At 57.9% G+C, this 25,668-nt stretch carries 16 protein-coding genes and 1 pseudogene; 15 read left to right on the top strand and 2 right to left on the bottom strand.

The annotated features are described in order from the left end of the window. Window positions 1–40 precede the first annotated feature (40 nt). The 15 genes and pseudogenes from GM154_RS03960 to GM154_RS03890 all read left to right on the top strand — a co-directional run bounded on the left by GM154_RS03960 (window position 41) and on the right by GM154_RS03890 (window position 23,616). Window positions 41–1,483, top strand: a complete 1,443-nt coding sequence (locus tag GM154_RS03960) for a TldD/PmbA family protein (protein ID WP_219651065.1) — start codon at window positions 41–43, stop codon at window positions 1,481–1,483. Next, on the top strand, window positions 1,483–2,835 hold the full coding sequence (locus GM154_RS03955; protein ID WP_219651064.1) for a TldD/PmbA family protein: 1,353 nt from the start codon (window positions 1,483–1,485) through the stop codon (window positions 2,833–2,835). Before GM154_RS03960 ends, GM154_RS03955 begins: the two co-directional genes overlap by 1 nt. Window positions 2,836–2,934: 99 nt before the next feature. Then, entirely contained in the window at window positions 2,935–4,761 is a 1,827-nt protein-coding gene (locus GM154_RS03950; protein ID WP_150346618.1) for an ABC transporter ATP-binding protein, read from the top strand. 643 nt (window positions 4,762–5,404) lie between these two features. After that, complete coding sequence (locus GM154_RS03945) at window positions 5,405–6,232, top strand: energy transducer TonB (RefSeq protein WP_219651063.1); 828 nt, start codon at window positions 5,405–5,407, stop codon at window positions 6,230–6,232. A 45-nt stretch (window positions 6,233–6,277) separates the two neighbouring features. Then, complete coding sequence (locus GM154_RS03940) at window positions 6,278–6,982, top strand: MotA/TolQ/ExbB proton channel family protein (protein ID WP_219651062.1); 705 nt, start codon at window positions 6,278–6,280, stop codon at window positions 6,980–6,982. Next, a complete protein-coding gene (locus tag GM154_RS03935; protein ID WP_010795766.1) occupies window positions 6,982–7,383 on the top strand; it encodes a biopolymer transporter ExbD in 402 nt (133 codons plus the stop codon). The genes GM154_RS03940 and GM154_RS03935 overlap by 1 nt, the downstream gene beginning before the upstream one ends. A gap of 165 nt (window positions 7,384–7,548) precedes the next feature. After that, window positions 7,549–10,275: a TonB-dependent receptor gene (locus tag GM154_RS03930; protein WP_219651061.1), complete on the top strand. Its 2,727-nt coding sequence runs from the start codon at window positions 7,549–7,551 to the stop codon at window positions 10,273–10,275. A gap of 162 nt (window positions 10,276–10,437) precedes the next feature. Further along, complete coding sequence (locus GM154_RS03925) at window positions 10,438–13,122, top strand: TonB-dependent receptor (RefSeq protein ID WP_219651060.1); 2,685 nt, start codon at window positions 10,438–10,440, stop codon at window positions 13,120–13,122. Between the two features lie 154 nt (window positions 13,123–13,276). Continuing rightward, on the top strand, window positions 13,277–15,112 hold the full coding sequence (locus tag GM154_RS03920) for an extracellular solute-binding protein (RefSeq protein WP_219651192.1): 1,836 nt from the start codon (window positions 13,277–13,279) through the stop codon (window positions 15,110–15,112). Further along, a complete protein-coding gene (locus tag GM154_RS03915; protein ID WP_219651059.1) occupies window positions 15,112–16,185 on the top strand; it encodes a microcin C ABC transporter permease YejB in 1,074 nt (357 codons plus the stop codon). The genes GM154_RS03920 and GM154_RS03915 overlap by 1 nt, the downstream gene beginning before the upstream one ends. Next, window positions 16,185–17,210 (top strand): ABC transporter permease, encoded by a 1,026-nt coding sequence (locus GM154_RS03910; RefSeq protein WP_219651058.1) that lies wholly within the window; start codon window positions 16,185–16,187, stop codon window positions 17,208–17,210. The genes GM154_RS03915 and GM154_RS03910 overlap by 1 nt, the downstream gene beginning before the upstream one ends. Further along, the gene (locus GM154_RS03905) at window positions 17,210–18,826 is read left to right on the top strand and encodes an ABC transporter ATP-binding protein (RefSeq protein ID WP_219651057.1); all 1,617 of its coding nucleotides are present in this window, start codon (window positions 17,210–17,212) and stop codon (window positions 18,824–18,826) included. The genes GM154_RS03910 and GM154_RS03905 overlap by 1 nt, the downstream gene beginning before the upstream one ends. Before the next feature lie 14 nt (window positions 18,827–18,840). Then, a complete protein-coding gene (locus tag GM154_RS03900; RefSeq protein ID WP_074822079.1) occupies window positions 18,841–19,329 on the top strand; it encodes a GNAT family N-acetyltransferase in 489 nt (162 codons plus the stop codon). Continuing rightward, window positions 19,326–20,189: pseudogene (locus tag GM154_RS25565) on the top strand (efflux RND transporter periplasmic adaptor subunit); the annotation flags it as partial. The gene GM154_RS03900 and the pseudogene GM154_RS25565, both read left to right, overlap by 4 nt. Window positions 20,190–20,469: 280 nt before the next feature. After that, a complete protein-coding gene (locus tag GM154_RS03890) occupies window positions 20,470–23,616 on the top strand; it encodes a multidrug efflux RND transporter permease subunit (RefSeq protein WP_219651056.1) in 3,147 nt (1,048 codons plus the stop codon). A gap of 87 nt (window positions 23,617–23,703) precedes the next feature. Here the strand turns inward: GM154_RS03890 and GM154_RS03885 are convergent, their stop codons facing one another. Both GM154_RS03885 and GM154_RS03880 read right to left on the bottom strand, forming a co-directional pair. Continuing rightward, window positions 23,704–24,177, bottom strand: a complete 474-nt coding sequence (locus GM154_RS03885; RefSeq protein ID WP_219651055.1) for a GNAT family N-acetyltransferase — start codon at window positions 24,175–24,177, stop codon at window positions 23,704–23,706. 272 nt (window positions 24,178–24,449) lie between these two features. After that, a complete protein-coding gene (locus GM154_RS03880; RefSeq protein ID WP_219651054.1) occupies window positions 24,450–25,517 on the bottom strand; it encodes an NAD(P)-dependent alcohol dehydrogenase in 1,068 nt (355 codons plus the stop codon). Window positions 25,518–25,668: the final 151 nt, after the last annotated feature.

Raw genomic sequence — 25,668 nt, 5'->3', positions numbered from 1 at the left:
TCTGTACCCGGGCGCTTCGGATATGAGGAATACCCTCGCTATGTTCGATGTGACTGCGTCTTTGCAACAACGCTTCGCCTTACTTCACAGTCGCGCTGACACCTGGTCCCTGCGTTATGTCAGCGAAACTACCCATGCCTTGAGCGTCACCCGAAATGTCATCGATCCGCCCTTCTTCCAGAAGGACGAAGGCGCAATGGTCTATGTTCGCCTGAATGGGATCGAGACCTATGCAGCTACCTCGGACCTCACCGTAGCGGGCCTTCAGAAAGCCCTCGAGCAGGCCGAGCAGTATGCCCAGGCACTGGCCCGGCATAGCCTGATCGACTTTACCGACATGCCGGTAGCCACGGCCAGGGCGGATTACCTTTCGCCCAACCTGGACAAGGCCTTTCCCGATACCCGCGAATGGCTCGACATCCTGGCGGCGGAGTCTGCTTCCGTTCCGGGCAACGAGCGCTTCGTGGATTGGTCCGCCCAGCTCAACATTGTCGAGACCGAGCAGATCTACCTGAACAACCACGGCGCCTGCGTACGGCAGGCCCAGCGGTTTCTCTTCCCCGACATGCACGTTACCGCCTATGACGGCACCGATACACAGACCCGTACCCTCGGCTTTGGCCGCTTGGGTCAGCAAGGTGGTCGGGAAGCGGTGGAGCGCATCGGGTTGATCGGCTGCGCACCGCGCCTGGCCGATGAGGCGCTGCAATTGCTGCTCGCGCCGAACACGCCCAGTGAGACGCTTGATCTGCTGCTGATGCCCGATCAGATGATCCTCCAGATTCATGAGTCCATCGGTCATCCGCTGGAGCTGGATCGCATCCTGGGCGATGAGCGTAACTATGCGGGAACGAGCTTTGTCACACCTGACATGTTCGGAAGTTACCGGTACGGCTCCGAGCTGCTCAACGTAAGCTTCGATCCCGATATTCCCGAGGAGATTGCCAGCTACAGCCATGACGATGACGGCAGCCCGGCGCGTAAGGCGTTGTTGATTGAAGACGGTATTCTCAAGCGACCCTTGGGGGGTGCACTTTCACAGCGACGCAGTGGCATGGCAGGCGTCGCAAACAGCCGGGCCTGCAGCTGGAACCGTCCTCCCATCGACCGGATGGCCAACCTGAACGTTGAAAATGGCGACCAGTCCCTTGCGCAGCTGATCGCCGGGATCGAGCGGGGTGTGCTCATGGCCAGCAACCGCTCCTGGTCCATCGACGACGCACGTAACAAATTCCAGTTTGGTTGCGAATGGGGACAGATGATCGAGAATGGGCAGCTTACCCATGTTGTGAAGAATCCCAACTACCGCGGCGTTTCCGCTCAGTTCTGGCGCAGCCTATCTGCCGTAGGCGATGCCTCGACCCGAGAAGTCATGGGTACCGCTCATTGTGGCAAGGGTGAGCCCAACCAGGCTATTCGGGTCGGCCATGCGAGTCCCGCCTGTGTGTTCAGCCACGTCGATGTATTCGGAGGAGAAGTCTGATGACCACAACCCCACTCGCCTCCACCGAAAAGCCGGCCGATGTCTTCGCAGCACTGGTGGACTGGTTGCGTACCGCCGTATCAGCTGAAGAACACTTCACGCTCTGGTACAGCGCTGAAGCATCCGATTTTGTCCGCTTCAATCATGCCAAGGTCCGACAGGCCGGCCATGTTCAACAGGCGGAGGCAACGCTCAAGCTGATCCAGGGTGAGCGCCATGCCAGCTTCAAAGTGACGCTATCAGGTAACCCCGCGGCCGACCGCAGCGCCCTGCAGGATGCGCTGGTTTCATTGCGCAAACTCGTGGCGGCCCTGCCGGCAGATCCCTACCTGCTGATGGATACCAGCCCCTGGCGCAGTGAAAACATTCAGTCGGGTAATCTTGCCTCAGCAGGGGGAATCGCCGAGCAGGTCAGCACACTGGCGGGTGCTCAGGACCTTGTAGGCTTCTATGCCGGCGGCCCTGTCTATCGCGGCTTTGCCAGCTCATGGGGTAGCCTGGGTTGGCACGAAGCCAGCAGCTGCACCTTTGACTGGAGCCTTTTCGAGCCGAAGGGCAATGCCGTCAAATCCATGTATGCCGGCACTTCCTGGGATCGCGAACAGGTAGCCGCACAGATGGACAGCGCCCAGCGTCAGCTTGCGCACTTCAACAAGCCAATCCGGCAGCTTTCGCCCGGTGAGTACCGTGCATACCTTGCTCCAGCGGCCTTGAACGAGGTGGTAGGCCTGCTAAATTGGGGCAGTTTTTCTGCTCGGCAACTGGCAGCCAAGCGGAGTGCACTGCAAAAACTGCACAGTGAACACATGCTGCTCAGCCCATTGGTAAGCTGGACGGAGCAGGCATCTGGCTCACTGGCTCCTGCGTTCACCCCGGCCGGGTTCCAACGGCAGGACCAGCCGCTCGTCGAGGCTGGCAGGATGGTTGGCCAGCTCGTCAGCCCGCGCAGTGCACGTGAGTACGGTCTGACGCAGAACGGCGCCGGCAATGGCGAAAGCTCACAATCGCTGGTGATGAAAGCTGGGGATTTGGCTGATGACGCCATTCTGAAAACCCTGGATACCGGGCTGTATATCGGCAATCTCTGGTACCTGAATTATTCGGATATCACCGTGGCTCGTCTGACCGGCATGACGCGCTTTGCCTGTTTCTGGGTAGAAAATGGAGAGATCGTCGCGCCAGTCAGTACGATGCGCTTTGATGACAGCGTCTTCAATTTCCTGGGCTCCAGCCTGGAAGCCGTGACCCAACGGCGCGACCTGTGCGTCAGCGACAGCACCTACGGTCAGCGACATACCGACTCAACCCTGTTGCCCGGCGTTTTGATCAGCCGATTCACGCTCACGCTCTAGCTTGTCCCCGCCTTGCCCGGTCGCCTCCTCCCATAACAGGTAACCGGGCCGTTTTCGCTGTGATTGTTGCTGATCTTTCGACGTAGCCAGGACTATCCGATGTCTGACGATCCCGCTGAACCCCTGACGATTCCACCCGGCACGCCGCGGGCGTTTATCTGGCATTACAACCGGCTGTATCCTGGCTGGAATATAGCCATCGTTCTGCTGCAACTCTGTGCAGCGGCCTGTACCACACTGATTCCCTATGCCATCGGTGAAATCACCGGCGCTGTCAGCCAGGGACTTTGGAGCAGCACCGATGTACTGGAGGCCTGCCTGCCCTACCTTCTGCTGCTGGCCGGATTGGCATTAGGTGAAATGCTGTTCTCACGCACCATGAGTATCTGCATGATCATTGTGCGGCCGATGCAGAAACGCCGGGTCACCGGCGATCTTTTCGCCTATCTGCAACAGCACTCCCACCGCTATTTCAGCGAACGGTTTGCTGGCAGTCTGTCCCAGCGCATCAGTGAAGCCAGCGTGGGACTGCTCGAAATCAACTATATGGCCGTGGTGGAGCTTATGCCGATTGCGGTGACACTTATCGGCTCGCTGTTGTTGCTGGCTACGGCGTCCGTCTGGTTGAGCCTGAGCCTTTTGGCCTGGATGCTCATTTATGTCACGGCGTCCTATCAGATGGCCAGACGTGCCCAAGTGTTTGCCCATGCCCATGCGGAAGCACGCAGCACCACCTCCGGCAAAGTAGTCGATGCAGTCACCAACCTGAGCAGCGTTCGGCTTTTTGCCAGAAACCAGTATGAGCGGCAGTACCTGGACCGTTATCTGTCCCGGGAAAAGCAGGCGGCCCGTCGCTCGTTCTTCTTCATGGAACGGGTACGCTGGTTTCAGGATGCCATGGCTCTGGTGCTGCGGCTGGGCCTGATCACTCTGGCCTTGTATCTTTGGCACATAAAGCGAATCGATGTCGCTCAGTTCGTCATGGTCGCCAGCCTTGGCTTATTGATCGTGGCCAACGCCAAATACCTGAGTTATCAGTTCCTGCACTTTTTTGAGTCGAGCGGCAATATTCAGAACAGTGTCGATACCTTAATAAAACCCCATGAATACCCGGACCGAGAAACGGCACAGGACATAAAAATCGAACGCGGCGATATTGAGCTTGAAAATGTGACGTTTGGATATTCGGCCACCCGCCCCATACTCCAAAACTTCTCACTCAAAATACCGGCCGGACAACGCGTGGGGATAGTAGGGTATTCCGGCTCAGGAAAGTCCACATTATTAAATTTGTTACTTCGCCTATATGAACCGCAAGAGGGCAATATTCGAATTGACGGCATTGAAATACGCGACATGACATATGAGTCGCTTTACCGACAAGTAGGTCTCATTCCCCAGGAGCCTGGTTTATTTCATCGCACGTTGAGTGAAAACATCGGATATGGAAAAGAAAAAGCCAAGCAGGATGATATTGAAATAGCGGCACGCCGTGCACATGCCCATGATTTCATTAAACACATGGAGCAGGGTTATGAAGCATTGGTAGGTGAGCGTGGCGTTAAACTCTCCGGCGGCCAACGGCAACGTATCGCCATTGCCCGGGTATTGATAAAAAACGCTCCGATTCTCATTATGGATGAAGCGACATCCAGTCTTGATTCGGAGACGGAGCGCCTTATTCAAAACAGCCTTGATGAAATCATGGGCAATAAGACCGTTCTGGTCGTTGCACATCGTCTATCCACCATTGCCCACTTGGATCGAATCCTGGTGATGGATAAGGGGCGAATTATCGAAGACGGCAGCCACCATGAGCTCCTGGCCAGGAAAGGTGCCTACGCCAACCTTTGGGCCCATCAGGCAAATGGTAGCTTTGGTGTGGAAATCACAGCGACCGAGGATGAAGTCGCCTCGGTAAAGTAACACGTCCTGCAGGCTTTCCTTCCGCTTAACCGTGCCTTAGCTAAGGCACGGTTCGTTTATAACCTCATCACTATTTATTTTAATTAGTTATCAAACGATGCGGAATACTCGCAATTTGATGAACAAAATTTAATGACCAACCAGTCATATCAAGGACACTTATCATCAACTTATAAAATATTTAATGAGTTATTAAATAGCTTCAGTTTAGTCTCACCCTGCCTGCTCTAAAAAAGAGATGACCGCACACAAACAGTGCAGTTACACAACAAAAAATGTATCTGAGTTGACCCCAAAAAGTCGCTTGACCGTATAAATGCTCCAATTTTGCGACCATTCAGCAGCCATTCAGAAATTTGATACATTTTCGTTACATTGGCACATGCATTGCTCAGTAAAAGACGTTGATGATTCTCACCAACCCGCTGGGAATTAAGATGAAAACAACAACGCCGTACTTATCGGATTGCCTCAATGTGCTGAACGCACTTTTGGTAACTAAGGGCCAAAAGCCCTGTTCGACTGATGCAGCCAATACTACAACGTAAGCAACGTCCTAACTAATTACGACGCGCTGTTACTTGGAGCGGGCCTTTATTGGCTCGATGGCTTCGTGTTGTCGATTTAATGCAGAGGACGTTTGATGGGTAATGCTGTTACTAAAGTTGAAGCCGGAGGGCTTCATACCAATAAGGCGAGCCAAAATCAGGTATTAGATATACCGTTCAAACCGAACCGTTCTTCGTTACGTAGTGTATCGCGTCGAGACTTATCGCTATTGGCAGGGTTATCTCTTCTGCTTCATGGCGGTATCTGGTGGTACATCAATAACGCGCCGGCTGAACAACTGGAAACACCACCCAAGATCCCCGAAATGGTCGTGGAATTTTCTAGCCCTACGCCGCCTGCGCCGGAGCCACCTCCGCCCCCGCCTCCTCCACCGCCGCCGGAACCCGAGCCGCCCAAGGTCGAGGAGCCTGCGCCGCCACCGGTGGACGAGAATGCCGTCAAGCCACCGCCCAAGCCCGAGAAGCCAAAGCCCAAGCCGGTTGAAAAACCCAAGCCCAAGCCTAAGCCCGTGCAAAAGCCTACACCGCCTGCGCCACCCGCGCCGCCGCAGCCAACCCCTGCGCCACCGGCTCCCAAAGCGCCGCCTGCACCGCCCGCCCCACCGGCGCCGGTCAAGGAAACCGCTGCGGTTTCAGGCCTCGCCAGTCTGGGTAATCCGCCGCCTGAATACCCCTCGCTGGCATTGCGCCGGGGCTGGGAAGGCAGCGTCACCCTGCGCATCCGCGTCCTGCCCAATGGGCGTGCTGGTAGCGTGGACGTGACCAGGTCTAGCGGCAAGAAGCAGCTGGATGATGCAGCGGTAGAAGCGGTACGCGGCTGGAAATTCATACCGGCCAAGCGCGGCGACACGCCTATCGAAGGCTTCGCCACACAGACCATTGATTTCAAGCTGCCTCAATAACCAGCGGCCGCTTGTACCGACAAGACGACTTACGAGGGTAACGATATGAACAGCTCACTGACTTCCTTGATTGTTCCCGGCGTACTTTGGGCGCTGATTCTGTTTTCCGTAGTGACCTGGGCGATCCTGCTCATCAAGGGTATCCAGTTCACCAAGCAGAAAGGCGAGAACAAGCGCTTTCAGAAAGCCTTTTGGGCGGCGCCGGACCTGCTCACTGCCGCCGAGCATTCTGCGCAATACCCAGGCGCTCTAGCCCGTATCGCCAACAGCGGCTTTGCCGCACTGGTCACCACCGAGTCCCCCAAGAATACCCAGCAGCTGGCCCAGACCATCAACCGCTCGGACCGCCTTGAACGCAACCTGCGCCAGCAGATCCAGAAGGAGCGGCGTGCGCTGGAAAGCGGTCTGGCCGTTCTCGCCAGTATCGGCAGTACCTCGCCTTTCATCGGCCTGTTCGGTACCGTATGGGGTATCATGGAAGCCCTGCAGAGCATCGGTGCCTCCGGCTCCGCCAGCCTTGAAACCGTGGCAGGCCCTATCGGTCATGCCCTGATCGCGACCGGTGTAGGGATTGCCGTCGCGGTTCCTGCGGTACTGGTCTACAACTTCTTCCTGCGCCGCCTGAAGCTGGCCGCCGCCCTGATGGAAGACTTCGCTCACGACTTTGACAGCCTGGCCCAGCGCAGCGCCTTTGTGGTGACCCGCCAGCCGATATCCCACACCGCCGCTGACATGAGGGAGGCTAGCTAATGTCCTTTTCAACCCAAGACAGCGATGAAGTACTGAGCGAGATGAACGTCACGCCCCTTGTGGATGTGATGCTGGTACTGCTCGTGGTGTTCATCGTGACGGCGCCGCTGATGACCAATGCCATCAAGGTCAACCTGCCCAAGACCGATGCCGTGGCCCCGGCCGAGCAGAAGGACCCGGTGATCGTCAGTGTGGACAAGGACGGCAAGTTCTACCTGGACAAGTCCGAGCTGCAACCTGAACTCCTGGAGACCAGCCTCAAGGATGTGAAAGCTAAGGACCCGGAAGTACGCGTCCGGCTGCAAGCCGATGAAGGCGTGAATTATGGGCAGGTCGCCAAGGCCATGGCGTCCATCGAACGTTCGGGCATCACCCGCATCGCGGTCATGACCTCCCGCTAGATCCCCTGCTGTACAGCCGTCCCGCTTGCGCTTGCGCTTGCGTAAGCGGGTTGGGGAACGGCTGCTTCAAAAAAGAGAAATCGCCCGGGAAGGCACAACCCACCGGCGCACAGGCGGCCCATAAAGCCACACAAACAACGCCTCACCTTTGGGGATGAAAGAGTGATGATGAGAGATATAGCCAAACCGTTTGCTCCCACTTCGCTCGCCGCGGCCGTACATCGGTATCGATTCATACCGTTGTGCCTGGCCCTTGGCGTAGCACCTTTGGTCCATGCGCAGCAGGCAACGGAAGAGGAAGCGCCACCGTCTACCGCTGCAGCCGTAGCCGCTTCGCCCGAAGCAGCAGTATCGACAACCCAGTTACAGCGCATTGAGGTGACTGGCTCCGCCATCCGCCGGGTTGACGCGGAAACCGCCGTGCCTGTAACCATCCTGCGAACGGAGCAACTGCAAAAGGAAGGTGTACGGACTACCGAGGAACTGGTAAGCCGTATCGTGGCAAGTCAATCCAATTACAACGCCAGTAGAGCCGTGGGTGAAAGTACGGGTGGTGCCTCATTTGCTGACATGCGCGGCATTGGTGCCAACAAGACGCTGGTTCTGCTAAATGGCCGCCGCCTGGCAAACAATGCTATCGATGGCAGCGCTGTTGACCTCAACACTATTCCCTTCGCCGCATTGGATCGCGTCGAGATCCTGCGAGATGGCGCTTCTGCCCTGTACGGTACGGATGCTATTGGAGGCGTCATCAACTTCATCACCAAGACCAGTGTCACAGATGGGCAGGTTAGCGTGGGGTATGACTATCCGACCCATTCAGGTGGCGGGGAAAGTCGCAACTTCAATGGCAGCTGGGGCTTCGGGGACTTGGAGAACGATCGCTTCAATGTCTTCGGTGTGCTCAACTATGACAAGCAGCACCACCTTTCGGCGATTGATCGCTCCTTTACCAAAGACTATCAACCCGAACGCGGTTTGAACGGCACCTCGGGCCGGGCTTTTCCGGCCACCTACAACCAGAATGGTTTTAGCGAAAATCCGGCGGCGGCCTCGGGCTGCAGCGGCCCTAACCTGATCAATGCCAACGGAAACTGCCGCTATAGCACGCGTAGCTACATCGATGCGCTGCCTGAAACAGAAAAGACTTCTATCTTTTCCAAGGCTACAGGCAAGCTTGGTGACGATCATAACGTCAGCCTCGACTATTTCTGGGCTCGCAATAACAACACAACAATCATCGGCCCAAGCCTGGTTACAGGTCTTGAGATCAATCCAGGCACAGCGTTTTACCCAGGGAGTGGCATAACCCCAGCCCCTACCTCTTTTGCAATCGACCCGACTCAGCCTGTTGGCGTGGACTTTCGTCAGGAAGCAACGGGCCCTCGTGTTCAGTATGACCAGAACACCAGCCAGCGCCTTCAACTTACGTTTGATGGCAACGTCGCAGGATGGGATTACAACGTAGGAGCGTCCTACAACGAGAATAAGGTCGTTAGCAGTTTGCACAGCGGTTATACGGATGATGCACTGATTACCGAAGGGATTGCCAACGGCACGCTAAACCCCTTCGGCGAACAGACCCAGGAAGGTTTAAACCTGTTGAGTTCAAGCAATCTGAGCGGTGATTACCAGACCGCAGCAGGTCGAGTTAAAGCAGTGGACGGGCGTGTAAGCCGTGAGATTGGTGATTGGTTTGGTGCAGGCCCCTCTGCGCTAGCCATTGGCGGTGAGTTCCGTAAAGAAGAGTTTTCAACATCCATTGAAGAGTGGGCAGGCAACCTCAGTAGCCTTGGCGTAGACCCTGCTGGCTCTGTTTCTGCCGACAGACATGTTAGTGCCGAATATGCCGAGCTTAACGTGCCTGTACTCGACTCGCTGGAGCTTACTGCCGCGGTACGTCACGATAAGTACAGCGATGTAGGCGGCACAACCAACCCCAAATACTCTTTCCGCTTCCAGCCCATAAAGGAACTAGTAGTTCGCGGGGCGTACAGCGAGGGCTTCCGAGCGCCTTCACTGTATGAACTGTATAACCCGAACTTTATCACCTGGACCGCAGGCGATTACAACGACCCGTCACTTTGCCCGGGTGGTAACGCCGCTGCAGGCGGCTTAGCCAGCCGAGACTGCTCGCAGCAATTCCGCAATCGAAGCGGCGGCAATCAGGACCTAGCACCGGAAACTGCACGTAACGTCACGCTCGGTTTTGTCTATCAACCCGTGCGTAATTTGTCCGTCGGGCTGGATTTCTGGTGGATCGATATTTCCGGCCAGATCGAGGAGTTTCCGGAAGCCTCTGTCTTTGATAATCCCGAAACCTACTCTGATCGTATTGTGCGAGCAGCCGATGGTTCAATCGACTATATCGTCACAGGTCTAGCCAACCTGGGGAAAGTCAAAACCAATGGTGTTGACGTAACCCTGGACTATCGATTCCCGACTTCGCCGTACGGCCAGTTTGGCCTGACGCTGCAAGGCACGGTGGTCAACCGCTACGACTACCAGGAGCAAAAGGGTGGTGCCTACATCGATAACGTGGGTAATTACGCCTCTGGGGGCGATGGTCGCGTCGTAGCTCGCTGGAAACATGCGCTGACCGCCAGCTGGGCCAAAGGGCCCTATAGCGCATCGCTCACTAACCGGTTCCAGTCCCGCTATCGCGACTACGACACTGAGGGCCATGAGCGTGTGGCCTCCTATTCGGTATGGGACTTGAGCGCAAGCTACACCTGGAACAAAACGCTGGATCTGGACGTAGGCGTCAAAAACCTCTTTGACCGTGATCCGCCGTTCTCAAACCAGGCCGATACCTTCCAGAGCGGCTACGACCCCCGCTACACCGACCCGCTGGGCCGCACGCTGTTCACCCGTGCGACCTATCACTTCTAACCCCTTTTGCCTACGCCCGGCCTTTCGGCTGGGTAAGACCGGTATCACTGTTGAATTGAATAACAGCGCCTGTACAGCCGCTACAGACGCACTGATCAGATCGGGTGTTCGTCGAGCCCTCTGAGGCCTCGCCGATATCAGCTACCTTAAAAGGAATTGATCATGTTGAAGTCCGCTCCACGCTTTTCTGAACAGCCGCTTGCCTGCGCCATCAACCGTCCGCTTCCTGCCATTCTGTTAGCCCTGGGCGGCCTTGCATCCACTGTTTATGCACAGACACCGGAAGCCACGGATGAAAGCAATGTCACCGAAGCACGCGCGGAAACACGCCTCAATAACGTGACTGTGACCGGCTCGAATATTCGTGGCTCGGACAGTGCCAAGGCAGACCCGGTGCAGGTCATCAGCGCCGAGGAGATCCGCGAGTCAGGCAGGGTGACCGTAGCTGACTTCCTCAAGGATCTCGCCGCCAATGGCGGGCAGAGTTATAACGAGAGTTTCAGCAACAGCTTTGCGCCCGGTGCAGCCGGTATTGCGCTGCGTAATCTGAGCCAGAAATACACACTGGTCCTGGTAAATGGCCAGCGGCTGCCCAATTACGCTTTTGCACAAAACCTGTCGGACGTTTTTGCCGACATCAACACCATTCCAATGTCAGCTGTGGATCGCATTGAAGTCCTCAAGGATGGTGCATCTTCCGTTTACGGGTCCGATGCGGTCGCCGGCGTCGTCAACATCATTCTCAAGCAGAAGGACGAAGGCATTACATTTGGCGCCGATCGCGGCTGGAGCGATGATGGCGGCGGCGATCAGAAGAGTGGTTATCTCACGGGCGGTATCGGCAATCTGGACGAGGACCGCTTCAATATCTCGTTTGGTCTGGATGCCTATCAGCGTGACATGGTCATGGCCAGCGACCGGGATTATCTGGCCAGCGGCAACTACACCAAGCCTGGCTTTGCCGGATACACCGGCTGGGGAACAACTAACGTCTGGCGGCCTTCGGGGCAAGAGCCGTACTCCACGACATGCCCGGCAGGCTCGCAACTGATGCCCTACTCCAGCTTCGGGCTACCCTACTCCAGCAACGTCTGTGGCTATAACATCCAGCCCTGGATGACGGTTATTCCCAAAACTGAGCGTTACAACAGCTATGCTCGCGGCACGTTCCGCTTCAGCGATAACCTCGAAGGATACGGTGAGGTGCTCTACAGCCAGACCCATACGTGGCAGAGCTATGCGCCAGCCGCCTTCTCAAGCAGCAGCTACCACTATAACGCAGCTGGCGAGGTCGAGCGCGTTCCCAATATTCTGCCTGCCGGCAACCCCTACAACCCGTTCGGAGCTGATACGCCGTTCAGCACCTCCTTCCTGCAGCCCGGTGGCCGCACATCCAAGATCGACGAGGATTCCTACCGCGTCATGACCGGCTTCAGGGGAACGATTGCCGATACGGCCTGGGACTGGAACGCCAACCTGTCATACGCGGGAAACCGCGTTGAGAACAACAGCAAAACGCTGGGCTACTCAGCCTTGCAGGATGCGCTCAATAATGGGACGTACAACTTCAACAATCCCGAGCTTACCCCCGATGCGGCGCGTGGGCTGCTGATCAATAGCACCCGCATCGGCCATACGAAGACCAAGGCTGCCAACTTTACGTTTTCCAACTCCGATCTGTATGAGTTGCCGAGCGGCCCTATCGGGCTGGCATTAGGCGGCGAAATCCGTTCAGAGTCGATGAATACACCGGCAGCTGATGAAATCCTTTCGGGAGAGGTCATGAACTCGGGGCTGAATTCATTTTCGGGTAATCGCGTCGTCAAGGCGCTTTTCGCCGAGTCCACCATCCCGGTACTCGACAGCCTGGAGCTGAATGCCTCGGGCCGTGCGGACTGGTACAGCGATTTTGGCAAGGCCTTCTCACCCAAGTTTGGCTTTCGCTGGCAGCCGGAGGATCGCGTCACGTTCCGTGGTTCCTGGAGCCGTGGTTTCCGCGCGCCGACCATACCGGAAAACGCCGATAGCGCCTCTGTTTCCTATATCACCGCAACGGACCCTTATGATCCGCTTCGCCCAGGCCAGAACTTCAACATCAACCGCTTTCAGGAGTCGAATCCGGAGCTCAAGCCTGAGCGCACCAAAAACATCAGCCTGGGCGTTGTATTTGCACCCACACCGCTCACCACCATCGGACTTGATTACTACCACATCGACATCGAGAACTATATTGATGCCGTCTCGGCGAACTATGTAATCGAGAATCAGGACAGCTATCCCGGCCAAGTCATTCGTGATGAGGATGGCCACCTAACTCGCGTGATCACACGGTACGAGAACCTGGGTCACCTGAAGACTTCCGGCTATGAGCTGACCTTGGCGCAGCGCCTGCCTACTGATGGCTTTGGCGACTTCATATTGACCAGCGACTGGACCTATTTGAAGGATTATCGCTATCCGGAGTATCCAGGCGCTTCCTTGATCAACGTGGCAGGTGGTAATTACTGGGCAGCCATGCCGCGCTGGAAAGCCAATACCGGGCTGACCTGGAACTACAGTGACTGGAGCACACGCTTGAGCTGGCTCTACACGGGCAGCTATCACCAGTCCTACCTGGACTCCCTGGCCACTGAGGGCAAGGACAAGATCAGCAGCTATAGCCAGTTCGATGCATCGGTCAGCTACAGAGGATTCAAGAACCTTACATTACGGGCTTCCCTGGAAAACATTGCCAACAAGAAGCCACCGTATGACCCTGCTCTGGGCAGTAACTACTACTACGACATCTCCCAGTACGACCCCATGGGCCGTTATCTGCGCGTAGGCTTTGATTACAAGTTTATGTGAGAGGTCGAACCCGGCAGCGTCAGTTGCCGGGTTCGAGTGTTGCGGGCATCTAGTGATTCAGGTCTGGACAGACTGAACCGAGCGTCAACGCGTGTCGTTCATAAGGAGTGAAGCGGTGTTTTCAACAGGGTCGATCCACACGTATAGCCGCTTGATGGTACTGCTTGTTTCCTGCCTCGTTTCATCGGCGTTATTGGCCACGCCACACAGTTACATGACGGTCTATGGCGATCCGCCCAAGTATCCCGAAGGCTTTGAGCATTTCGACTATGTGAATCCCGACGCGCCCAAAGGAGGCTCGCTCAGACGCTCAGCCAAATCGATCGACCGTTTCAACTTCCTGCTGCCCTATCTAGACAAGGGCACTGGCGTCGACCAGATCAATGCCTGGGTCTACGAGCCGCTGGCCTATCGCTCGCTGGACGAGCCCTATACGGTGTATGGCCTGATTGCCGAACAGATGGAGCGCGACCCGGAGAACCGTTGGGTACGCTTCTTTCTCAACCCCAAGGCACGCTTTCATGACGGTATGCCCGTTCTGGCTGAGGATGTTCGCTTCACTTTCGAGACCTTGATGACCAAGGCGAGCCTGAGCTTTCGGCAGCTGTACGGTGACGTAAAAGACGTCACCATTGAAAGCGACCGGCAGATCCTGTTTACCTTCAAGACGAACGAAAACCGCAGTCTGGCGCTGGATCTGGCGTCCATGCACATCCTACCAGCGCACTGGTGGAAAGACCGGGACTTTGCCAACGGTAACGGCTTTGAGCCGCCGCTGGGGAGCGGACCTTACAAGGTCTCGCACGTCGATCCGGGCCGTACCGTCGCATTCGAGCGCGTCAAGGACTGGTGGGCAAAGGATCTGCCGGTGACGCGAGGGCTGTACAATTTCGACATGCTCACCGTCGACTTCTTTGCCGACACCGATGTCGCCCGCGAGCTCCTGCTGGCCGGCGCGTACGACTACAACCGCGAGTACTCCGCCACAGGCTATACCATCCGCTACGACAGCCCCGCCCTGCGCGATGGGCGCTTGCAGCGAGACATCCTGGCGACAGGAAAGCCCGTCCGCGCTCAAGGCTTTGTCTTCAACCTGGACAACCCCTTCTTTCAGGATCGCCGCGTCCGAGAGGCCATTGCCATGCTCTGGGATTTTGAGTGGACCAACAAGCAGCTCATGCGCAGCTTCTATAAACGCCAGCAGAGCTACTTTCCCAAGACCGAAATCGCTGCCACACAGCTACCGGATGCACAGGAGCTGAAAATCCTCGAGCCCTTTAGAGGCCAGATACCGGATGAAGTCTTTACCGAGGTGTTCCAGCCGCCCAAGACCGACGGCTCGGGCTTTATTCGGGACAAGCAGCTCGAAGCCCTGTACCTGCTTGAGTCCGCCGGCTGGCATCCCAAGGGCGACCAGCTCGTCAACGCCAACGGCGATCCCCTGATCTTTACCTTTCTCAACGGGCAATCCGGTTTTGAACGGATGGTGCTGCCCTTCAAGCGGACGCTGGCACAAATAGGCATTGAGCTAAATATTCGCAACGTGGACACAGCGCAGTACATCAACCGCACCAACAGCCGTGACTACGACATGATCGTGACCGGCTTTCCCCGGGGAGGCGATCCCAGCGCATCACCAGGGCGGGAACTCTTTGATTATTACGGCTCCGACAGTGCCAACCGGGTGGGTAGCTCCAACGCCATCAACCTGAAGAATCCAGTCGTCGATCGGCTTATCGAAGGCGTGGCCAATGCCAGGAGTCGCGATGAGATGGTGCATTACGCCCGTGCGCTCGACCGGGTGCTGCAATGGGGTTATTACATGATTCCGCATTACTACTCGGACGGCGAGCCCAGCGTGTTTCGCAACCGTTTCGGCCGGCCTCGTATCGCTCCCGCTTATGAAGAGGGCCTCGACACCTGGTGGGAAATCAGCCCAACCTCGCTCACCCACGAGCAGATGGCCGAGCGGCTACAGGAGAAACCCTGATGGCAGCCTATATTCTCAGACGCCTGCTGTTCATTGTGCCTACGCTTCTGGTCATCCTGATCGTCAACTTTGTCATTATCCAGGCGGCCCCTGGCGGCCCGGTGGATCAGGCCATTGCTCGCCTGCAAGGCATGGGCAACCAGGGCGGTATCGCAGGAGGCAGCCATGATGGGGCGGCCGGAGCCTCATCCGGCTCACGGGGTAGCAGAGGCTTGGACCCTGAGCTGATCAAGGAAATCGAACGGCAGTACGGCTTCGACAAGCCACCGCTTGAGCGCCTTTGGCTGATGATCAGGAACTACGCGCACCTGGATTTTGGTAACAGCTTTTTCCGTGGTGCCAAGGTAACGGACCTGATTCTGGAAAAGCTGCCGGTATCCCTTTCACTTGGCTTCTGGGCCACACTGATTACTTACCTGATCTCGATTCCCCTCGGGATACGCAAGGCGATCCGCCATGGCAGCGCATTCGATATCTGGACCAGCACCGCCATCATCGTGGGTTATGCCTTGCCGGCCTTTCTGTTCGCCATGTTCCTGATCGTGGTGTTTGCCGGTGGGAGTTATTTCAGTCTGTTTCCCGCCGTAGGGCTTACCTCGGAGAACTTTGACCAGCTCAGCCTCGCGGGCAAGGTAGTGGACTATTTCTGGCATCTGGTACTGCCTGTTTCGGCCTTGGTCATTGGCGGGTTCGCTACCCTGACCATTTTGACCAAGAACAGCTTTCTGAACGAAATCAGCCGCCAGTATGTGGTCACGGCGCGGGCTAAAGGGCTTACTGAGCGCGGCGTGCTGTACAAGCATGTATTTCGCAATGCCATGCTGCTGGTCATTGCCGGTATTCCCCAGGCACTGATCGAGGTGTTCTTTGCCGGCTCCCTGCTGATCGAGGTGATCTTTTCGCTCGACGGCCTGGGTCGCATGAGCTACGAGGCGGCGCTCTACCGTGACTATCCGCTGGTATTCGGCTCGCTGTTCATCTTCACGCTGTTTGGCCTGCTGATCAAACTGGCCGGGGACATCTCCTACACCCTGGTCGATCCACGCATCGACTTTTCGGCGAGGAACGCCTGATGCTGACACTGTCACCCTTGAGCCAACGCCGCTTTGCCCGCTTCAGGGCCAACCGTCGCGGCTGGTGGTCACTCTGGATCTTTTGCGGGTTGCTGGTGACTTGCCTGTGTGGCGAGCTGATCGCCAACGACAAACCCCTGGTAGTGGGCTACCACGGCTCGCTGTATTTCCCGATATTCAAGCGCTATACCGAAACCGAACTTGGCGGCCAGCTGCCCTTCCAGCCGGACTATCGCAGTGAGTACGTACAGAAACTGATAGAGGACCAAGGCGGCTGGATGGTCTTTCCACCCATTCCGTTCAGTGACGATACGGTGAACTACGACCTCTCCGTCCCGGCACCCAGTGCGCCGTCGGAAACAAACTGGCTGGGCACCGACAGTCAGGCCCGTGATGTGCTGGCACGAGTAATTTTCGGCGCACGCATCTCCATCCTGTTTGCCTTGGCACTAACCGCTGTCAGCGCCGTTATCGGGATCACCGCAGGTGCTCTGCAGGGCTATCACGGGGGCTGGGTGGACCTGCTGGGGCAGCGCTTTATCGAAATCTGGTCAGGCCTGCCGGTTCTGTATCTGCTGATCATCCTGTCCGGCTTCGTGGAACCCAACTTCTGGTGGCTGCTGGGCATCATGGCGCTTTTTTCCTGGCTGGCGCTGGTAGACGTGGTTCGGGCCGAGTTCTTGCGCGGGCGCAGTCTGGAGTACGTCAAAGCGGCACGGGCGCTGGGGCTGTCTGATCGCAAGGTCATGTGGCGGCACATCCTGCCTAATGCGATGACCTCCACGCTTACGTACGTTCCCTTCATCATTACCGGTGCCATTACAACGCTGACCGCCCTGGACTTCCTGGGCTTTGGCCTGCCGATCGGCACCGCGTCGCTAGGGGAGCTGGCCAACGAAGGCAAGCAGAACCTGCAAGCACCCTGGCTGGCGATGACCGCCTTTTTCGCCCTCGCCCTGATCTTGAGCCTGCTGGTTTTTATTGGCGAAGCCTTCCGTGATGCATTCGACCCGAGGGCTGTGTGATGACCGAGAGTCTGATTGAAATCCGCGATCTGAGAGTGGCTTTTTCCGGCCAGGAAGTCGTACACGGTATCGACCTGGATATTCGCCGTGGCGAATGTCTGGCGCTGGTGGGCGAATCCGGCTCGGGCAAATCCGTCACGGCTCACTCGATCCTGCGCCTGCTGCCTGCGTCTATTACCACAACCTCCGGCGGCATCTGCTACAACGGCGAAAATCTCGTGACCGCAGACGAAAAGCGTCTGCGCACCCTGCGCGGCAACCGTATCGCCATGATCTTTCAGGAACCCATGACATCCCTCAACCCGCTGCATACTGTGGAACGGCAGATCAGCGAAGTATTGGCGCTGCACAAGGGCTTGGGCGGCAAGCACACGCGTGCACGAGTGATCGAATTATTGGAACTGGTCGGCATACGCGAACCGCTCAAGCGGCTCAAGGCCTACCCGCATCAGCTCTCGGGTGGCCAGCGCCAGCGGGTGATGATCGCCATGGCGCTGGCCAACGAGCCGGAATTACTGATCGCCGACGAGCCCACCACAGCCCTGGACGTGACCGTGCAGCAGAAGATCCTCGAACTCCTGAAGGACCTCCAGGCGCGCCTTGGCATGTCGTTGCTGCTTATCAGCCATGACCTGAATTTGGTCCGGCGCATTGCCCAGCGTGTCTGTGTGATGCGTAACGGCGTGGTAGTTGAGCAGAACAGCTGTCAGGCCCTTTTTTCCGCACCTCAGCATACCTATACCCGCATGCTGATCGATGCCGAACCCGACGGCGGGCCGGTAGCAACAACCAGCGATGCCTCGCTGATACAGGCGCAGGATGTACGCGTCTGGTTTCCGTTGCCCAAACCGTTGTTCAGCCGCCAGCGCCACTATGTCAAGGCGGTGGACGGTGTGAGCTTCGAGCTGAAGAAAGGCCGTACCCTGGGCATCGTGGGCGAGTCCGGCTCAGGCAAGTCCACCCTAGGCCAGGCGATCCTGCGACTGGTGCAGGCCCAGGGCGGTATCCGCTTTCAGGGGCAGGCGATTGAAACGTTTAACGCCAGGCAGATGCGTCCGCTTCGTCGCCACATGCAGGTTGTGTTTCAGGACCCGTTCGGCAGCCTGAGCCCACGGATGTCCGTCGCGCAGATCATCCGTGAGGGTTTGGATATCCATGAGATCGGCACACCCAAAGAGCGGGAATCGGCGATCATTCGGGTCTTACAGGAAGTAGGTCTCGATCCTGAAACACGGCACCGCTATCCTCATGAGTTTTCGGGCGGCCAACGCCAGCGTATCGCCATCGCGAGGGCGCTTGTGCTGCAACCCGAGCTGATATTGCTCGACGAGCCCACGTCTGCTCTGGATCGTACCGTTCAAAAGCAGGTTGTCGACCTGTTGCGTAACCTGCAAGCGATTCATGGGCTAACGTATCTGTTCATCAGCCATGATCTGGCCGTGGTTCGGGCATTGGCCCATGATCTGATTGTCATCAAGGATGGCAAGGTCGTGGAACACGGCGAGGCCTGCCGGATCTTTCAGGCGCCACAACACCCGTATACTCAGGAATTACTGGCGGCGTCGGTCGCACCATTGGAACGCTCAGGCGAGATCGTTGACCGACAACGGGCCTGAATCAAGGAGGACTCATGACCATTACCCTACGCGCTATCCGCGAGAGCGATGCCGAGGCTTTGGCATCGATTCTGAACCAGCCGGGCACGCGCCGGGGTACGCTGCGCCTACCCTACCGACCCACTCAGAGCATGAGCGACTGGATCAAGCAGTACCCCGCTGAAGACGTTCGGGTACTGGCCGAACAGCAAGGCAACGTGTTGGGCTTTGCAACGCTCAACCGTATGAAAGGCCGGCGGATTCATGTGGCGGAGCTGGTCATTGCGGTTGGGGATGACCACACTGGTAAAGGCGTGGGAACCCAGCTGATGGCGGCACTGATCGATGCCGCCGACAACTGGATGAACCTCAAGCGTGTTGAGCTGACGGTATACACGGATAACGCGCCGGCTATCGCCCTGTATGAAAAATTCGGCTTTGTTCACGAGGGCACTCAGATCGCCTATGCCTATCGTGACGGTGCCTACGTGGATGTCTATTGCATGGCCCGGGTGAGCGCATGAAGGATGTGGTAAAGGGCGCGCTGCTGGCACTGGCCGTGTTGCTCCAAGGTTGTGAACCCACCGAAAAGGCAGCCGAAACGCAAACGCCAGCCGTCCCGAAGGTGGACATCGCAACGGTTACGCCCTCGACGGAGCCGCTGACCACGCGTCTCACCGGCCGGATGGAGGCCTATCGTACGGCAGAAGTCCGTGCCCGCGTGGAAGGTATCGTGGAGGCTCGCACCTACCAGGAGGGCCAGGAGGTCAAAGCCGGTACGTTGCTGTTTCGTATCGACCCGGCTCCGCTCAAGGCCGAGTTGGCTGCGGCAGAAGCCGAGCTGGCCCAGGCACGGGCGGCTGCCGATGCGGCCGAGGACATTGCCAAACGCTCCAGGCAACTGATGGCCGATGAGTCCATCAGTGCCCAGCAGTACCGCAAGGACTTCTTTACCGAGAAGCAGGCGCGGGCAACCGAGAAGGCAGCCGAAGCCAAGGTACAAAGCGCCCGCCTCAAGCTCGCCTATGCCAACGTGACCTCGCCGATTGCCGGCCGCGCACGCCGGGCCGAGGTCACCGAGGGTGCATTGGTCGGTCAGGATGAAGGCACCAAGCTCACTACAGTCGAACAGATCGACCCGATCTATGTGAATTTTGCCCAGCCCATGGCTGATTCCCTGGCGCTCCGGCAGAGCCTTCAGCAGACCGACAAACGCGAGAAGCCCATCCTGCGCCTGCGACTGAGCAATGGCTCGACCTACCCCTTGAACGGCACCCTGCTCTTCTCCGATTGGGCCGTGGATGAAAAGACCGACACCGTAGCCATGCGCGCCATCTTCGACAACCCGGACCATCTGCTGCTACCAGGCATGTATGTACAGGTTGAATTGCAGCAACCTAGCGAGAAGCAGGCTGTTCTTATTCCCCAACAGGCCCTGACGCGAACGCGCGTATGCCATGGTTGTCGACGAGACCAACCACGCCCACAGCCGCCCGATTTCCGCCGATACGCTCGAAGGCAACCAGTGGCGCGTCACGGACGGCCTGAACGCCGGCGAGCGGGTCATTCTCAGTGGCAGCGCCCTGAAGGACGGCCAAGCCGTAGAACCCAAGCAAGCCGCCCTGACGACCCAGCCCGTCGCCTCAAAAGAGTAAGCGCAGACCATGTCCTCGTTTTTCATTGCGCGCCCGGTATTCGCCTGGGTCGTCGCCATCATGATTTTTCTAGGCGGAGGCCTTACGGCGCTGCGTCTGGCGGTGGAGCAATATCCAAACGTCTCGCCTCCGCGGGTAGGCATACAGGCCTACTACCCGGGTGCCTCGGCCGAAGTCATCGAACGTACCGTTACCTCCGTTATCGAGCGCGAGCTGAGTGGTATTGAGGGATTGCTGTACTTCGCCTCCGACAGTACCGCCACGGGCGAGGTGGAAATCGGCCTGTCCTTCGAGCCGGGTACCAATCCGCAGATCGCCTCCATTGAAGTGCAGAACCGCATCAAGCGCGTCGAGGAGCGCCTGCCGGAAAGCGTACGGCGCCAGGGAATCGAAGTGGACAAGAGTGGTGACAACGACCTGCTGTTCGTCACGCTTCTGGCAGACAACCCGAACATCACACATATCCAGATGGGCGACTACGCCACTACCGTGGTGCGCCCTGCCCTCCTGCGTGTGCCCGGCGTGGGCAAGGTGGAGGTCTATAGCCCCGAATATGCCATGCGAATCTGGCCAGACGTCCACAAGCTCACCGCCATGGGCGTGACCACTTCAGATATGGTCAGCGCCATCAACCGCTACAACGAGCGCATTACCCTCGGCGCCATTGGCACGCCTCCGGTGCCCGCCAATACCACACTGACGGCCCCGCTGACGGTTGAGGAAACCCTCGATACGCCGCAGTCCTTTGGCGCGGTTCCCTTGCGAGTCAACCCGGACGGGTCGGCCCTGCGCATTCAGGATGTGGCCCGTGTCGAGCTGGGCGGCAACTACTACACCTATCCGTCTTACGTGAACGGCAGGCCTTGCGGCGCCATTTCCATCAAGCTTGCCCCCGGCGCCAACGCGCTTAGCACGGCGCAGGCGGTCAAGGCCACACTGGCGGAGTTGTCCCAGCAGTTCCCACCGGGCATGCACTACCAGACGGCGTTCGATACGACGACCTACGTGCAGATGTCCATCGTGAAAGTGGCCTATACGCTGATCGAGGCGATGGTGCTAGTCTTTCTGGTCATGCTGGTGTTTCTGCAAAACCTGCGCGCCACGCTGATCCCGTCCATCGTGGTACCAATAGCCCTGGCTGGCACCTGTGGCGCCATGTTGGCACTGGGTTTCTCCATCAACGTGCTGACCCTGTTCGGCATGGTCCTGGCTATCGGGATTCTGGTGGATGATGCCATCGTAGTGGTGGAAAACGTCGAACGCATCATGCGCGAGGAAGGACTGGCGCCCCGTGAGGCAACGCTCAAGGCCATGCAGCAGATCAGCGGCGCCATTGTGGCGATTACGCTGGTGCTCACGGCTGTGTTCATTCCCATGGCCTTTTTCGAAGGCGCTACGGGCTCGATCTACCGGCAGTTCTCCGTGGCGCTAGCCGTGCCGATGGCCTTTTCGGCATTTCTGGCGCTCACGCTGACGCCCACCCTGTGCGCAACGCTGCTCAAACCGGCAGCGACCGATACGCTCAGCCTGGGCAGAGTGGGCCGCTGGGCAGCTTCCCTATCGGCAGACTATCAACGCAGCCTGGGCGGTGTCCTGAATCGCCCGGTGCGCTTCGTGCTGCTGTATCTCGTTCTGCTGGCCGTGCTGGCGCTCCTGTTCAGCCGCCTGCCCGGCTCCTTTGTGCCGAACGAAGACAAGGGCAGTTTTGCCACCGTCGTGCTGCTTCCCACCGGCTCGACCCAGGAAATGACGCATCAGGTCGTAAAGGAAGTGCAGGCCTATCTGCGCAGCGATCCTTCAGTCGGCCAGCTCTTCACCCTGCAGGGCTTCAGTTATTTTGGCGGCGGCGAGAACGCTGCCATGATCTGGCCTACGCTCAAGGATTGGTCCGAACGCAAGGCGCCCGATCAGCACGTCGATGCCATCATCGCACGACTGAACGAGCACTTTGCCAATGGCGTCGCGTCGATCCCCAACGTCACTATCCAGGCCTTGAACACCCCGCCGCTGCCCTCCATGGGGCGCACCGCCGGTATCGACATGCGTCTTCAGGACCGCGCAGGGCTTGGGCACGAAGCCTTGCTGGCTGCCAAGGACAAGCTCCTTACACTGGCACGGCAGAATCCTGTATTCGCTACCGCCACCTACTCGGGGCAGGACGACACGCCGCAGCTCAAGGTTTCCATTGATCGCCTGAAAGCCCAGAGCATGGGCGTCTCGGTGGATGAGATCAATTCGACCATGGCTACCCTCTACGGCTCGCTCTATGTGGGAGATTTCATCCATGATAATCAAGTCCGCCGAATCGTCATCCAGGCGGAGGGCAAGGACCGGCAACAGCCTGACAGCCTGCTCCAGGCCCGGGTTCGCAATGCTGACGGCGAGATGGTGCCGCTAAGCACCTTCGTGACGCTTAGATGGACGGTAGGCACGATGGCTATCGAGCACTTTAACGGCTTCCCGTCGCTCTCCATCAACGCCACACCGGCGGCGGGCTACAGCACCACCCAGGCGATGGACACCATGGCACGCCTGGTGGGCGAGCTACCCACCGGTGTCGGCTACGAATGGGCAGGCCAGTCCTATCAGGAGCGGCTGTCCGGAGATCAGACACCTCTGCTGTTCGGCCTGTCCATTCTGGTAATCTTCCTGTGCCTGGCGGCGCTCTACGAGAGCTGGTCAGTGCCTTTTGCGGTCATCCTGGCGATTCCGCTGGGCATCATCGGTGCGGTCATGGCCACTACGCTGCGCGGACTGCCGGACGACCTGTACTTCAAGGTCGGCCTCATCACCATCATGGGCCTCACTGCCAAGAACGCCATCCTCATCATTGAGGTGGCCCGCGAACTCCAGCATGAGGGCACTCCCTTGCGTCAGGCCATTCTGGACGCCGCCCGGATGCGCCTGCGCCCTATCGTCATGACGTCCCTAGCCTTCATGTTCGGCGTGCTGCCCCTCATGTTTTCCCAGGGCCCGGGCTCGGCCAGCCAGCACGCCATTGGCACCAGCGTTTTCGGCGGCATGCTCTCGGCCACGCTGCTGACCCTGTTTTTCGTCCCGCTCCTGTATGCACTGGTCATGCGCTTCAAACGGCGCGCGGCCTCTGCTGCGTCTTCCTCCCCTACGGACAGGACGGCCCATGAGCTTACGCCTTGATGCGCTGCTTTCGCACCCTTCAGACCCTGATTTCCAGCGGACGGCAGACCGGTTGATCTGGCTTTTAAAGAATGAGCCGCCCGGCTGCTAACCGGTTTGCTCGGCCAGGATCAGTCGCATGCCAATGACATCCACATCCGAGCGCAGCTCCACTGGTTTGAAGCCGAGCTTGTGGTACAGCGACTGTGCCACGGCATTGTCCCGGTAGACGCGCAACGTAACCATGGAAGCGCCTGTGTCCGCCACAGCCTGCCGAATCAGTTGCTCGCACAACTGCTTGCCATAACCGTGGCCCCGCCAGTCAGGCGAGACGATGATGCGGCACAAATGGACGGTATCGGGCGAGACGGTTCGGTATTGCCCAAAGGCAAGCGGCCGATTGGCGCCTTCTACCAATGAAAAGCTCTTGCCGGGCACCTCCAGCAGTTCCGGCAACTCAACGGCAGTAAACGGATACCTGAGCTGGGGCCCTGCCCAGCGCGCGCAGGCGTCAGCCGTAGGCACCCAGGCAACCAGTGCCTCGTAATCACTGGGAATCGGTGCGCTTAGTGTGGCAGTCATGGTGCAAACCTCCTCTTAGGCCTGCCGGGCCATCAACAGCTTTACGTCCACTGGACTGGGCTGCTCAATACGATAGTGGTCCCGCGGTTGGGAGCAGGACCTTGCTAACCATACCGCCTGGCTGTGCCAGCGTACCTGCCCGGTGCTTAGGCTGGAAGGCGATATGACCGTGGAGGCACACGTAAGGCATGTTATGACTGAACTCAAGCGACTGGCCCTTCTACCCCACCCATAAAAAAGCCCGCACAAGGCGGGCTTTTGTCTGTCGGTGCTCAGGCGGCGACAGAAGCGGCCTCTTCCAGCGAGGCCATATCGATCACGAAACGGTACTTCACGTCCCCCTTGAGCATGCGCTCATAGGCTTCGTTGATGTCCTGCATCTTGATCATTTCGATGTCGGAGACGATGTTGTGCTTGGCACAGAAATCCAGCATTTCCTGGGTCTCGGCAATTCCGCCAATCAGCGATCCGGCAATCTGGCGACGCTTGAAGATCAGGTTGAACACTTCGGGAGACGGATGCGGCTCACCGGGCGCGCCCACCAACGTCATGGTGCCGTCACGCTTGAGCAAGGAAATGAACGCGTCCAGGTTGTGCGAGGCGGCCACGCAGTTGAGGATGAAATCAAAGCTGTTCAGGTGTGCATTCATCTCGTCCTGGTTTTTCGACACTACCACTTCGTCAGCACCGAGTCTCAACGCGTCGTCTTTCTTGTCGGGCGAGGTTGTGAACAGTACGACATGGGCCCCCATTGCATGGGCAATCTTGACCGCCATGTGACCCAGGCCGCCCAGACCAACGACACCGACCTTTTTGCCCGGACCAACCTTCCAGTGACTGAGAGGCGAGTAAGTGGTAATACCGGCGCACAGGAGTGGCGCAACGGCAGCCAGATTTTCGGTATGGGTGATCTTCAGAACAAACTTTTCGCTGACGACGATATTGTCGGAGTAACCGCCATAGGTATTCTCGCCGCCAAAGACCGGCCCGTTATAGGTACCGACGAAACCGTTCTCGCAATACTGCTCAAGCCCTTCATTGCAGGAAGAGCATTGCTGACAGCTGTCGACCATGCACCCTACGCCAGCCAGATCGCCTACCTTGAAACGGGTCACATGATCACCAACCGCTACGATACGGCCAACGATTTCATGTCCTGGTACTGACGGATATAGCGTGTTCTTCCATTCGTTGCGCGCGGTGTGCAGGTCCGAATGGCAGACGCCGCAGTACAAAATATCGATCTGTACATCGTGTGGCCCCACGTCACGCCGGTCGAAGTTGTACGGTACCAGTTGATCCTGAGGGGAATGAGCGGCATAGCCCTGAGACTTGATCATGCTTATCGTCCTCTTGCAGAAGGCCGTAACGGCCAGAAAAAGGCAGGAAACAGTGGACTCGTTTCCACCGGCAAAGTTACCGTGCCCCTATCGGGTCCTGGCGCGCCTTGATGCAAACGCCACCACCCCCTTTAGCAAGAAGGACATGATC

It is taken from the genome of Pseudomonas sp. MAG002Y (assembly GCF_019400845.1).
GTDB classification, from domain to species: Bacteria; Pseudomonadota; Gammaproteobacteria; order Pseudomonadales; family Pseudomonadaceae; genus Chryseomonas; species Chryseomonas luteola.
The sequence above is the reverse complement of the archived record's forward strand: the minus strand, read 5'-3'. Positions and strand labels throughout refer to the sequence as shown.